This is a genomic window from Vibrio genomosp. F10 str. ZF-129, assembly GCF_000287055.2.
Lineage (GTDB): Bacteria > Pseudomonadota > Gammaproteobacteria > Enterobacterales > Vibrionaceae > Vibrio.
In genome coordinates this window covers 34,566-47,919 of the sequence record NZ_AJYQ02000118.1, presented here as the reverse complement: position 1 = coordinate 47,919, position 13,354 = coordinate 34,566, and the positions used below count along the sequence as shown (strand labels likewise).

Below are 13,354 nucleotides of genomic sequence, written 5' to 3'. Positions count from 1 at the left end.
TCCATATAGAACCCCTTCTACAAAGCGAGGCACTCACCGTGCCTCTTTTTTATTTTAAAATAATTATTCACAAATGGTGCATTTATATGTTTTACTAATCCCCTAGATAAAGCATCTTTCAAGGACTCATTTTATGGCTTTTAACCTGCGTAATCGTAACTTTCTTAAACTTCTCGACTTTACTCCTAAAGAGATCCAGTTTTTGATCGATCTTTCGGCCGATTTAAAAAGAGCAAAATACGCAGGAACCGAACAAAAAAAATTGGTCGGTAAAAACATTGCTTTGATCTTTGAAAAAGCCTCAACTCGAACACGTTGCGCCTTTGAAGTCGCGGCCTTTGATCAAGGCGCACAAGTTTCTTACCTTGGCCCTTCGGGTTCACAAATTGGCCAAAAAGAGTCAATGAAAGATACCGCTCGGGTACTGGGTCGCATGTACGACGGCATTGAGTACCGTGGTTTTGGTCAAGACATCGTTGAAGAATTAGGAGCGCATGCAGGCGTTCCCGTTTGGAATGGCCTTACCGATGAATTCCATCCAACACAAATTCTTGCCGATTTCCTCACCATGATCGAACACGGAAAAGCAAAGCAGTTACACCAAATTAGCTTTGCTTATTTAGGTGACGCACGTAATAACATGGGCAATTCTTTGATGGTAGGTGCGGCGAAAATGGGCATGGATATTCGCCTTGTTGCTCCTAAAGAATTTTGGCCAGAAGCCTCTTTAGTCGCCACTTGCCAAGAGATCGCAACTCAAACCAACGCCAAAATCACCTTAACTGAAAACGTAGAAGAAGGCGTTAAAGGGTGTGATTTCCTTTATACCGATGTCTGGGTCTCTATGGGTGAAGCCGCTGAAGCGTGGGATGAGCGTGTCACCAAGATGACCCCATATCAAGTAAACACCCAAACACTCGCGCTTACGCAGAATTCAGATGTGAAGTTTATGCATTGCCTACCCGCTTTTCATAACGATGAGACGGTCATTGGTAAAGAAGTCTCGGAAAAATATGGCATGAAGGGGTTAGAAGTGACCGAGGAAGTGTTTGAATCTGAACACTCTATTGTGTTCGATGAAGCAGAAAACCGCATGCATACTATTAAGGCGATCATGGTGGCTACATTGGGCCAATAGAGTGTCATTAAAGCTTGACGTAATCGCTTGCGCAGATTGCATGAAAGCGTATAATGCTCGGCAATTTGTCAGAGGATTACCAAATGATGGCGTCAGTATCGTGCCCGACTCAGCGATATTACAGATTCAACGATATTACAATGTGCAAACTGCGACTGCTTTCCAAGCTTAGCGGTGCTGTCATTCTTTTTGTAATTCTCTCAATTTTTTAAGCCTCCCATTTATGGGGGGCTTTTTTTTGGCCTAAGAACACTCAAGATAGGGAAGAAGAACATGACAAACTCGCTTTATCAAAAGCATATTATCTCGATTCCAGAGCTTTCTCGTGAAGAACTGGAACTCATAGTTAATACAGCCGGTCAGTTGAAATCTCATCCTCAACCTGAACTGATTAAAAACAAAGTCATCGCTAGCTGTTTTTTTGAACCTTCGACACGAACCCGACTTTCCTTTGAGACCGCCATTCAACGCATCGGTGGTGATGTGATTGGTTTTGACAGCGGTGGTAATACGTCTTTGGCAAAAAAAGGGGAAACATTGGCCGATTCCGTTCAAGTTATTTCCTCTTATGTTGATGCTTTTGTCATGCGTCACCCACAAGAAGGCGCCGCTCGCCTTGCTTCTGAGTTTTCCAATGGCACGCCCGTGATTAATGCGGGTGATGGTGCGAACCAGCACCCCACTCAAACCTTACTGGATTTATTTAGTATTTCAGAAACACAAGGTCGATTAGATGACCTCAATGTTGCTTTTGTCGGTGATTTAAAATACGGCCGCACGGTTCATTCGTTAACACAAGCGTTAGCCAAATTCTCCAACGTCCGCTTTTTCTTCGTCGCACCAGACGCACTGGCAATGCCGGATTATATCTGTGAAGAACTGGACGAAGCGAACATTCAGTACAGCCTTCATACCGACATGGAAACCGTCATCCCTGAACTGGATATTTTGTATATGACACGTGTACAAAAAGAGCGTTTTGATGAATCAGAATACGCACACATTAAATCGGCGTACATTCTAACCGCGAGTATGCTTGAGGGGGCACGTGAGAACTTAAAAGTACTACACCCACTGCCACGCGTGGATGAGATCACGACCGATGTTGATAAAACGCCACACGCTTATTATTTTGAGCAAGCTGAAAATGGTGTTTATGCGCGCGAAGCTTTGTTGGCACTTGTTCTTAATCCTTCCATATCCAACTCAAACCTGTCATAGAGGAAATTATTATGTCTAAAGAAACTCAATTGCAGGTTGAAGCAATTAAAAACGGCACTGTTATTGACCATATTCCGGCACAGATTGGCATTAAAGTATTGCGACTGTTCGATATGCATAACTCCAATCAACGTGTCACGATTGGTCTTAACCTTCCCTCATCAGCGCTAGGTGCGAAAGACTTACTCAAAATTGAAAATGTCTTTATCGACGAAGATCAAGCAAGCAAATTAGCACTTTACGCACCACACGCTACCGTCAATCAAATTGAAGAATATCAAGTTGCTAAAAAATTGGTGCTAGAGCTACCTAAACAGGTCAACGATGTCTTTAATTGCCCAAACAGCAATTGCATTACCCACAATGAACCCGTTGAAAGCAGCTTTAGTGTTATTGAGAAAAATGCCGATATCCGCCTTAAATGCAAATACTGCGAAAAAGTGTTCTCTAGAGAAGTGGTGACGGAAAGATAAATCAACACGACTAGCTTAAAGCGAATAACGGCAATACACCACGTTCATTTCTATTCGCAATAGGTCGTATTAATCCCTTGTCATGCACCACTTCTCGTGGACGATTGATAAGGGATTTTTTCTTTACGTCATCTCAAATTCACGGCACACTGAGTGCTCATCTTCCCCTCTACTGACGGAATAAATAACATGACAAAAGTTCTTCATACTGACTCTGCTCCTGCAGCCATTGGCCCATATATTCAAGGTGTAGACCTAGGTAATATGGTGTTAACTTCAGGCCAAATCCCAGTTAACCCAGTAACAGGTGAAGTCTCTAGTGAAATTACAGAGCAGGCTCGTCAGTCTCTTGAAAATGTTAAAGCGGTTGTCGAGGCTTCAGGCCTTACCGTGAGTGATATTGTGAAAATGACCGTTTTCGTTAAAGATCTTAACGATTTTGGCGCAGTAAACGAGGTGTACGGAAAGTTCTTTGATGAACATAATGTCGCTCACTACCCAGCTCGTTCATGCGTTGAAGTGGCTCGTCTACCAAAAGATGTGGGCATCGAAATTGAAGCGATTGCGGTTCGCAAATAGTACGTTCAATGGTTATGAAATGACAAAGGCGAGCACGATTTTATATAGAATGCTCGCCTTCGTTTTATCTAGAGTGTGAAACGGTTTACTTAAAGCCTTTAACCTTTTTTATCAGGTCATAAGCGTTTTGAATTTCCTGTGATTTTTCTTTCGCGACATTCATCATCTCAGGAGGGAGACCTTTCGCCATCAATTTATCAGGGTGATGTTCATTCATCAGCTTTCGATAAGCGCGTTTTATCTCTTTCGACTCGGAACTGTCACTAATACCAAGCACATCATAGGCCGCCGCCAACTGATCCACTTGATTTGCTTGCTGCCAACCACCCGATTGTTGATGACCTCCTTGATGGGAGCCACCACCATGTTGAAAACGAAACGCCGCTTCTTGCATTCGAAGGCGCTGCTCTAATTGTGCTGAAGAGAATCCTAAACCTTTCGCTATCTTGTGTAATACATTTCGCTCGCTCGGATGGAGATCGCCATCAGCAAACGCAGCAGATATTTGAAGCTCCAGGAAGAACTGCAATAAATCAAAACGACCTGCAACGGATATTTTCACTCGCTCTAACACACTGTCCAATGGAAAGTCGGCTTCTTTTCCGTCTCTAAACGCGTCTTGAGCTGAACGTCTCTGCTCACCATGCAGGTTCATGCGCTCCATCATGGTCGTTGCAAGTTGAATCTCTTGCGCTGTCACTTGACCTTTCGCTTTCGCAACATGCCCCATCACCGCGAAAGCCGCCTTAAAGAATTCACCTTGGCGCTCAGCTTGGCTTGGCCCAGAACCAAATGCCCCTCCTCTAAAACCCGCTTGATTTAAACGGCGCGCCTTATCAAATTGATGGCCGATGAACAGTCCCAAAAATAAACCGAACGCCCCGCCAAATAGGAAGCCAAAAAAAGCGCCCAGAATTTTGCCAAAAATATGCATTATGTGCTCTCAATCTCTGAATTTTTTTGCCACAAAGTGGTCTGATAGTGCCGTAAGCATTAAATTCCTTTATGATAGGAGCCGTATTCTAAAATTCGGGTTCCAATCACCGGATAAATCAAGTTCAACAGGACAGTAAAACTCGATGCCATTTTTTCCTCGCACTTTAATAGCCGCTTCCATCAGTACCGCCTTTCTCGTTCCTCAGACTAGTGCTGAGACGGTATTAGACGAAGATGTGCTCGAAATGCCTGCTTTCGGACAATGCCAAATATTAGACCCTATTGACCAATGCTTGGTCAATCTACCTGATGCAGAAAATCCAAATGAGCTACCGATTGATGTAGAAGCCAACGCGCTAGAAGCTCTAAATAACAACAAATCGGTATACAAAGGCGACGTTGTTGTGACTCAGGGTAAAAAGCGCCTGACCGCAGATGAAGTCACTTGGCATCAAAAAGATAATATTGTCGTGGCAAACGGGAATGTTCACTTTAGTGATGGGGAAATTAAGACAATTTCGGATACTGCCACCAATGATCTCACGACTGATGAGCTCACCGCAGAGAATACTCAGTATCAGTTTTTATGCGAACCTGGTCGTGGAGAGGCGGTCTTTATCGCCAAAACCGGTAAAGCCGTCTATGAAATAGAAGATGGCAGTATTACCTCTTGCCCTGAAGGGGATAAATCGTGGCGAATGCGCGCCTCGAGTATCGATATCGATCAGAACGAAGAAGAAGCCACCTTCTACAACCCTCGTTTTGAGATTCAAAACGTTCCCGTGTTCTATCTACCATTCTTAACTGTGCCGATTGGTGACACCCGTAAAACCGGCTTTTTGTACCCAACCGTAGGGTATGGATCCAGTGATGGTTTTGAGATGGATGTGCCAATTTATTGGAATTTAGCCCCCAATTATGATCTCGAGACCACGATCAAATATATGCAAGAGCGAGGCACACAACTCAATAGTGAGTTTCGCTACTTGTCAGATTTAGGTTACGGCACTATTAAATCTGAGTACTTACCTGACGACAAAAAATACACCGACTACGGCGATCGTTGGGGCTTCCAATATCAACATAGCGGGATTTTTCAACAAGCGTGGAAATTTGATATCGACTTCTCTAAAGTCAGTGATATTGACTATTTTAGCCACGTTTCGTCAGACATAGGCAATCGAGAAGATGGACAACTACTCCAGGAAGGCCAAGCCACTTATCGTAGTGATTCTTGGGATACCTCAGTGTTAGTCCGTGATTTCCAAGTTCTCACCACCAGCGGAAATTTGCCTTATCGGTTAATGCCTCAGGTCGAGTTTAATTACTACGCACCAGAGCTAATGAAGCATTTAGATTTTGATTTAATCAGCCATATTTCACGATTTGAAACCGACGCTGATAATCAACCATCAGCAATGCGTGTTCATATTGAACCTGGTTTGACTGTCCCGCTTGCCAATACCTGGGGTACCTGGACAACCGAAGCAAGATTACTCGGAACCTACTACCAACAGGATCTGACAGACGTGCTTAATTCTGATTTAGAAGAGAGTGTTTCTCGTTTAATACCCGAGTTTCGTACTCATGCTGGTGTTGTTCTAGAGCGTGACACTATTGTCTTAGACAGCTATACACAGACATTAGAACCTCAAGTTCAATATCTCTATGTGCCAGAAGAAGATCAAAGTGCTATCGGCAACTACGATACCACGTTGCTGCAAACCGATTACTACGGACTGTTTCGTAGTAGAAAATACAGCGGTGTGGATAAAATAGCCGCAGCGAATCAGTTTAGCTACGGCGCATCATCTCGCTTTTTCGATGACGCCTATAAAGAACGTTTGAATATCTCATTTGGTCAGATTTTTTACCTTGATAAAGACACCAAAAACTCTTCGCTAAGTAATCCAACGAGTAGCTCTCAACCCACCAATTATTCAGCGTGGGCGGTTGAAATGGACTTTAACTACGATGATTACCTCTTTTATCACGGTGGTATTCAGTACGATATTGATTCAAGTACCGTGCAGCTGGGTAACAGCACACTGGAGTACCGCTTTGCCGGGGGTTATATTCAAACTAACTATCGATACGTAGATAAAAATTATATCCAATACACTCTGGGTTATGACGATCCAGAGTCGCTAAATGGGATAACTAAAGATGGAATTTCTCAAGCAGGCTTGCTTGGTGGCTATCAAATAAGCAGCAAATGGAACGCCAGTGCACAATATTTTTATGACCTCACCACGGAAGAAAACCTAGAGTGGCTTGCGACACTCAGTTATCGCGATGACTGCTGGTACATAGGCTTTACCTACAGTAACCAAATCATTAGCTGGAACGGTGATTTTGTTAATGACCCGAGTGCCACCCCTGTTTATGAAAAAAACCTGGGTATCAACTTTGGTATCATCGGGTTTGGTACTACGATTGGCTCCGATTCAAGTGCAGCAGGAGCCGCCAGTGCAGGCAATGCTCTTGGCTATGGACGACCGTTCTTCTTAAATAACTAATTTTGACTTTTAGCAGCCTGGTTGACCTTGCTGCTAACCCATACTGATTTATAGGATAGAAAATGAAACTGTGGAAACAGATCCTGCTAGGCACCATCACGAGTTTGAGTACAGCAAGTGTCATTGCAGAGCCTGTGGCTCTGGATAAAATTGCCGTTATCGTCAACGAGGGTGTGGTACTGCAAAGCGATATTGATACTGCTTTTAAAACTCTCAAAGCCAACGCTAAAGAGAACAAACAAGCCCTTCCCACTGAAGACATTTTGCGCGAGCAGGTATTAGAAAAACTGATCATTGATACTATTCAACAGCAAGAAGCAGAGCGTCTTGGTGTACGTATTGATGATAACCGCCTCAATGAAGCGATTGCGGATATCGCAAAAAATAACCAACAAAGCATTGAAGAGCTGACGGCATCAGTGGCGGCTGAAGGGCTCACTTACGCGGCCTTTCGTGAGCAAATACGAAAAGAGATCGCCGCGAGTGAGGCACGAAATGCACTCGTACGACGTCGCATTAACATTCTTCCTGCAGAAGTGGATAACCTGGCGGATATTTTAGCGCAAGAAACCAATGCCACAGTTCAGTATCAAGTGAGCCATATTCAGCTTCGTTTCAATGACGATCAAGAAAAATCAGAGCTAGAAAAGCAAGCCAATGAATTGGTTCAGCAGTTACAAGATGGTGCCGATTTTAAAACCATGGCCTACACCTATTCAAAAGGCCCGAAAGCGCTAGAAGGCGGCGATTGGGGTTGGATGCGTAAAGAAGAGATGCCAACGATTTTTGCCGATCAAATAAAACTGCAAAACAAGGGCAGCATCATTGGGCCGTTCCGCAGCGGTATCGGTTTCCACATATTAAAAATTGATGATGTAAAAGGTCTAGAAGTTGTCGCGGTGACTGAAGTCAATGCGCGCCATATTTTGATTAAACCGACCGTGATTTTGAGCGATGAAGGTGTGCAACGAGATCTTCTAGAAATCACTAGAAAAGTCGCGGCTGGCGAAGCGACATTTGGAGAACTGGCTCAGCAATACAGTCAAGATCCAGGCTCTGCGGTACAGGATGGTGAATTAGGCTATCAAACTCCAGATCTGTATGTGCCAGAGTTTAAGTATCAGGTTGAAACGCTTCCAGTAGGGAAAATCAGTGAACCCTTCAAAACCGTTCATGGCTGGCATATTGTTGAGGTCATTGATCGCCGTGAAGTGGACAGAACCGATTCGGCTTTAAAAAATAAAGCCTATGGCATTTTGTTTAACCGTAAATTTAATGAAGAAGCCAGCGCTTGGATCCAAGAGTTACGTGCCAGTGCCTTTGTTGAAGTGGTAGAGGAACAACAAGATGACAATTAAACGTGTCGTGGTCACCGCTGGAGAACCTGCAGGTATTGGTCCCGATCTCGTTTTAGCGTTGTCCCAAGAAAACTGGAACCATCAAATCGTCGTTTGTGCCGACAAAAATCTCATTGAACAACGAGCAAAGCAGCTTGGCATAGATGTACAACTGATTGATTACACCGAATCTCTCGATATTAAGCCACAAAACTCCGGCTCACTGGTTGTTGACCATATCGCACTTGATGCCCCATGCGAAGCAGGAAAGCTGAATGAAGCGAATGGCCATTATGTATTAAAAACACTAGAAAGAGCGGCTTTAGGCTGTATGAATGGTGAATTTGATGCTATTGTCACCGGCCCTGTTCACAAGGGGGTGATTAATCGAGCTGGTGTTGCTTTTAGTGGGCATACCGAGTTCTTTGCCGAGAAGTCCAATACCCCTCTAGTGGTGATGATGTTGGCGACGGAAGGATTACGCGTTGCGCTTGTAACGACACATATTCCCCTAGCCTACGTTTCTCAAGCGGTGACAGAGCAGAGGCTTGAAAAAGTCATCCGTATTCTTCATCAAGATTTGGTTGAAAAATTTGCCATTGAGAATCCATCTATCTATGTCTGTGGGTTAAATCCTCACGCGGGTGAAGATGGGTGCCTTGGCCGTGAAGAAATAGAAACCATTACACCAACACTGAATAAAATTCGTCAAGAAGATGGGATTAATGTTATTGGGCCACTGCCTGCCGACACTATCTTCAATGAGAAATACTTACAACACGCTGATGCGGTATTAGGAATGTATCACGACCAAGTACTCCCTGTACTTAAGTACAAAGGTTTTGGCCGTTCCGTAAACATTACTCTTGGTCTACCCTTTATAAGAACATCGGTCGATCACGGTACCGCTCTCGATCTTGCAGGGACTGGCAATGCGGATACAGGGAGCTTTAAAACAGCACTGACTCACGCGATTGAATTGGTCGATAAACAACCTAATTGATGCGATAAAGCACGAAATTCGAGAAAAATATGAGAAATGATGTCCACTTGGGGCACAAAGCGAGAAAACGTTTTGGTCAAAACTTCCTAAACGATCCCTATATTATTGATGGGATTGTTTCAGGCATAAATCCTCTACCAGGTCAGAATCTAGTAGAAATTGGCCCTGGCCTTGGCGCTATTACCGAGCCTGTTGGCAGACTCGTCGATAAATTTACCGTCATAGAATTGGATAGAGATCTTGCTGAACGTCTGCGTAATCATCCAGACTTAGCGGACAAGCTGACGATTCACGAAGGCGATGCAATGAAGTTCGACTTCGAGCAATTGGTGATACCCAATAATAAACTGCGTATTTTTGGTAACTTACCTTACAACATTTCAACGCCATTGATGTTCCACCTTTTCGAGTTTCATAAAGACATCCAAGACATGCACTTTATGCTTCAAAAAGAAGTGGTTAACCGTTTAGCCGCTGGCCCAGGAAGTAAAGCCTATGGTCGACTAACGGTCATGGCGCAATACTACTGTAAAGTTACGCCGGTACTTGAAGTTCCGCCAACCGCCTTTGTTCCGCCACCTAAAGTGGATTCTGCTGTGGTTCGCCTAACGCCCTATGAGGTTCTTCCTCATCCCGCTAAGAACTTAAAGTGGCTTGATCGTGTATGTCGTGAAGGGTTTAACCAACGACGTAAAACCGTACGTAATTGCTACAAAGCATTAATGAGCAAGGAAACACTGGAAGAGCTCGGGGTAAATCCAAGTATGCGTCCTGAAAATCTAACTTTAGAGCAGTTTGTTGGTATGGCAAACTGGTTAGACGCTAACCATTCATAGCCTCTATTTGGCCTCTGTCTTTTACACCTAAGACTTTTACACATTGAAAGTTTTACAAATAATAGATAGGGGCTGAATTTTATAAGCGCACAAACTGATCGGGAGTGATCATGATTGAGCCAATTCCTAACATCAATATTCAAGTACAAACCAAATACGTAGAAGAGCAATCGACACCAAGCAAGGATGACTACGTTTTCGCTTACCTCATCACGATAAAAAATTTGAGCCCCCAAACCGTCCAACTATTATGTCGACGCTGGTTAATTACCGATGCCAACGGAAAACAAATGTCCATTGAAGGAGAAGGTGTCGTCGGCCAACAGCCCAAGATTAAAAGCAACGATGAATATACCTACACCAGCGCAACGACAATCGAAACACCTGTCGGCGTCATGCAAGGGCACTATATTTTTATCGATCATGACGGTAATAAATTTACCACCGAGATCAGCCCTTTTCGTCTCGCTATTCCCAACATTCTGAATTAAGGATCTTTTGTGTCTACCTATATTGTTGGTGATCTTCAAGGCTGTTTAGATGAGTTTCAACACCTACTCAAGCAAGTTAATTTTGATCCAAAAATAGATAACATATGGGTTACGGGTGATCTTGTTGCACGCGGGCCAAAATCACTTGAGACACTCAGGTTCATTAAAAATTTGGGATCCTCGGCGCAAGTTATTCTGGGGAATCACGATCTGCATTTATTGGCTGTTTCTCTAGGCATCCATAGGGTTAAAGACAAAGATAAGACCGCCCCCATCTTTGAAGCCGCCGATAAAGAAGATCTTCTTACCTGGCTTAGACACCAACCACTCTTGGCTGAACATGCAGACTTTGTAATGACCCATGCGGGTATTTCACCTCAATGGGATTTAGCTCAAGCAAGATCTTCAGCAAAAGAAGTCGAATGTATTCTACAAAGTGATCAGTGGCCATGGCTGATTGAAAATATGTACAGTAACACCCCATCACAGTGGCAACCCGATTTACAAGGGATAGAGCGTTATCGCTACATTATTAATTCGTTAACCAGAATGCGTTTTTGCTTTGCTGATAAAAGCTTAGATATGGCGTGTAAGCTTCCGCCTAGTCATGTTGAGCAAAGTGGTGAGACGACTTTGTTTCCGTGGTTTAAAATCAGTGACAGAATCAAGATTAACAAAACCATTATCTTTGGCCACTGGGCCGCTTTAGAAGGATATAGTGATTCGAAGGTGATTGGTCTGGATACGGGTTGCGTGTGGGGAGGAAGTTTAACCATGTTACGCTGGGAAGATAAACAGTTTTTTGAGCAGCCTGCTTTTAAAGACTAAACCATTAGCTATCAACTAATGGAAAATGGGTGAAATATAATAGCCTAAACAAACCGTTAGGCTATTTAGTATGATTGCTATTACTGGGCCGTTCGCTCTAACACTGTAAATTTCATATCGTACGCATTTTTTTCGTCAGCCGTGTAATGCTCGACATAGCCTTCTTCAAAATCCGATCCCCAGCTCGGAAATTGAGTATCGCCTTCAATTTTTGCATCAATAAAGGTCACGTATAGTTTCGTTGCCATAGGCAGACACGCACTATAGATGGCGCCGCCCCCAATGATCATCACTTCATCGACATCACCGGCTTGTTTCAGGGCTTCATCAATCGAAGTGACCGTTAAAACCCCTTCAATAGACAAACTTTCATCTCGACTGATCACGATATTCTGCCTGCCTGGTAATGGACGTCCAATAGAATCATAGGTCTTTCTTCCCATGATGACAGGCTTTCCCAAAGTGCAGCGCTTGAACCAGGCGAAGTCTGCTGGTAAATGCCAAGGCATTTGATTATCTTTGCCAATAACTCGATCGTCAGCCATCGCGGCAATCATACTAATGAGCATCTCTTTGTTCCTAACTGTTTGCTATACAATGGGTTTACGACGGTAGAATAACAGGCCTGGCATTGCTAATCCAATCGCTAGTCCAGCGATAATAAACATCGCTTTCAAAAAGTTATCAAACAGGACTGCCACAAGTTCAGGAGAGTAACCCTGTTGGTTCATTTCCACGATGGCGATCATGGCTTTAAAGGCAAAAACACCCGGAACCATTGGAATCATAGCAGCGACCGTAAACACTTTTGGGTGAGCTAAAAATCGGTGAGACCAGTGAACACCGATCATGCCGACCAGCGTTGCGGCAAAAAAAGTGGCCCACTCAATAGGGACACCAAAATGCATCATGAGATAACGTGAACCATGGCCTATTGCGCCACCTAAGGCACAATAGACTAATGCTCTTTGCGGAACATTAAATACGAGAGCAAACCCAACAGCGGGAATGGCTGCAAATAGCATGTCATTTGCTAAACCTAATAAAAGCGTCATCATACTTTCAGTCATCATAAACCCCGTCATCATAAACCCCAGCCCCAAACATCCATGACACTCATCGCAGCAACAATCCCTAGGCACGTTGCTAAGGTCAATAGGCTGGCCATGACAAATCGTGCGATCCCCATATTGATGTAGCCTTTGATCATATCGGCAACCGAATTGATCAATGGAAACCCCGGAACCAGCATTAATACTGATGATGCCATCACAATAGTAGGGTGATTTCCGATAGAAAAGGAAACCGCTTGGGCTGAAATAATCGTTGTCACAAAGGCGGTCGCAGAGAAGTTGACCATAGGGTTAAAGTGACGGTGTCCAATCTCTTGCCGAACGATCATCCCCACCGAAGAAGCGATAAAAGTCATCATAAATACCGCCCAATCGCCACCCGCCAATCGGCTGAATGAAGCACAAGATAAACCTATCATCACCACAACCAACCAGCGATTATAACGCTCTGGCGTGATGTCATTAAGCTTCTTTTGAGCAAGATCGCAATCAACGATCCCTTTTTCGAGCATGATACAAATGCGTTGGATTTGAGTGATTACCCGCATATTGATCCCTCTATCTGGGCTTCGTCTCGCGGTGGTAATACAGTGATCTTGATAAACCGTTGTCACAACTAAAGAGCTAGCTGATAGCGAAACTTCGACTTCATCCATGCCTGCCGCAATACCAATTCTGTGCGTGATGCTTCCTACTAATGTGCTTTCAGCACCATGCGCCAGTAACATTTGTCCGGCTTGAGCAATAAGTCTTGAGACCGCTCGTTGGTGTTCGTCCATGAGTCCTTTCCAAAATACGATTTGAATCGCTATAGTGCCAAATAATCACACTAACCAACATGATTTAGATACAAAAAAACCGCAAAGCCTTACAGCATTGCGGTTTTCTATTCAGTATCTAACTGATAAAGAACTAACGCC

General features: G+C 43.8%; 14 protein-coding genes. 10 read left to right on the top strand and 4 right to left on the bottom strand.

All coding sequences use genetic code 11. The annotated features are described in order from the left end of the window. Positions 1-133: 133 nt before the first annotated feature. From argF to A1QO_RS15190, 4 genes are all read left to right on the top strand, one after another. A complete protein-coding gene (gene argF, locus A1QO_RS15205) occupies positions 134-1,138 on the top strand; it encodes an ornithine carbamoyltransferase (protein WP_017039308.1) in 1,005 nt (334 codons plus the stop codon). Between the two features lie 273 nt (positions 1,139-1,411). Further along, complete coding sequence (gene pyrB / locus A1QO_RS15200; RefSeq protein WP_017034487.1) at positions 1,412-2,359, top strand: aspartate carbamoyltransferase; 948 nt, start codon at positions 1,412-1,414, stop codon at positions 2,357-2,359. Positions 2,360-2,370: 11 nt separating this feature from the next. Then, positions 2,371-2,832 carry an aspartate carbamoyltransferase regulatory subunit gene (gene pyrI, locus A1QO_RS15195; RefSeq protein ID WP_017034488.1) on the top strand — a complete coding sequence of 154 codons (462 nt, stop codon included), beginning with the start codon at positions 2,371-2,373 and terminating at the stop codon, positions 2,830-2,832. 189 nt (positions 2,833-3,021) lie between these two features. Next, positions 3,022-3,411 carry a RidA family protein gene (locus A1QO_RS15190; protein WP_017034489.1) on the top strand — a complete coding sequence of 130 codons (390 nt, stop codon included), beginning with the start codon at positions 3,022-3,024 and terminating at the stop codon, positions 3,409-3,411. A gap of 85 nt (positions 3,412-3,496) precedes the next feature. Here the strand turns inward: A1QO_RS15190 and djlA are convergent, their stop codons facing one another. Then, entirely contained in the window at positions 3,497-4,345 is an 849-nt protein-coding gene (gene djlA, locus A1QO_RS15185; protein WP_017039495.1) for a co-chaperone DjlA, read from the bottom strand. Between the two features lie 145 nt (positions 4,346-4,490). Between djlA and lptD the strand changes: the two genes are divergently transcribed. The 6 genes from lptD (at position 4,491) to apaH (ending at position 11,361) form a co-directional block, all read left to right on the top strand. After that, positions 4,491-6,866, top strand: a complete 2,376-nt coding sequence (gene lptD, locus A1QO_RS15180) for an LPS assembly protein LptD (protein ID WP_017039494.1) — start codon at positions 4,491-4,493, stop codon at positions 6,864-6,866. A gap of 62 nt (positions 6,867-6,928) precedes the next feature. After that, complete coding sequence (surA, locus tag A1QO_RS15175; protein WP_017038762.1) at positions 6,929-8,224, top strand: peptidylprolyl isomerase SurA; 1,296 nt, start codon at positions 6,929-6,931, stop codon at positions 8,222-8,224. After that, the gene (pdxA, locus tag A1QO_RS15170; protein ID WP_017034493.1) at positions 8,214-9,206 is read left to right on the top strand and encodes a 4-hydroxythreonine-4-phosphate dehydrogenase PdxA; all 993 of its coding nucleotides are present in this window, start codon (positions 8,214-8,216) and stop codon (positions 9,204-9,206) included. Before surA ends, pdxA begins: the two co-directional genes overlap by 11 nt. A gap of 29 nt (positions 9,207-9,235) precedes the next feature. Then, a complete protein-coding gene (gene rsmA, locus A1QO_RS15165) occupies positions 9,236-10,042 on the top strand; it encodes a 16S rRNA (adenine(1518)-N(6)/adenine(1519)-N(6))-dimethyltransferase RsmA (protein ID WP_017034494.1) in 807 nt (268 codons plus the stop codon). Between the two features lie 110 nt (positions 10,043-10,152). After that, positions 10,153-10,533, top strand: a complete 381-nt coding sequence (gene apaG / locus A1QO_RS15160; protein ID WP_017040722.1) for a Co2+/Mg2+ efflux protein ApaG — start codon at positions 10,153-10,155, stop codon at positions 10,531-10,533. A gap of 9 nt (positions 10,534-10,542) precedes the next feature. Then, entirely contained in the window at positions 10,543-11,361 is an 819-nt protein-coding gene (gene apaH / locus A1QO_RS15155) for a bis(5'-nucleosyl)-tetraphosphatase (symmetrical) ApaH (protein ID WP_017040721.1), read from the top strand. 80 nt (positions 11,362-11,441) lie between these two features. Here apaH and folA read toward each other — a convergent pair whose 3' ends face one another. Genes folA through A1QO_RS15140 form a run of 3 tightly spaced genes read right to left on the bottom strand, consistent with a single transcriptional unit; the run spans position 11,442 to position 13,213 of the window. Continuing rightward, complete coding sequence (gene folA, locus A1QO_RS15150; protein WP_017040720.1) at positions 11,442-11,930, bottom strand: type 3 dihydrofolate reductase; 489 nt, start codon at positions 11,928-11,930, stop codon at positions 11,442-11,444. 21 nt (positions 11,931-11,951) lie between these two features. Then, positions 11,952-12,449 (bottom strand): threonine/serine exporter family protein, encoded by a 498-nt coding sequence (locus A1QO_RS15145; RefSeq protein WP_017040719.1) that lies wholly within the window; start codon positions 12,447-12,449, stop codon positions 11,952-11,954. Beyond that, the gene (locus A1QO_RS15140) at positions 12,446-13,213 is read right to left on the bottom strand and encodes a threonine/serine exporter family protein (protein WP_017038766.1); all 768 of its coding nucleotides are present in this window, start codon (positions 13,211-13,213) and stop codon (positions 12,446-12,448) included. Before A1QO_RS15140 ends, A1QO_RS15145 begins: the two co-directional genes overlap by 4 nt. Between the last annotated feature and the right edge of the window lie 141 nt (positions 13,214-13,354).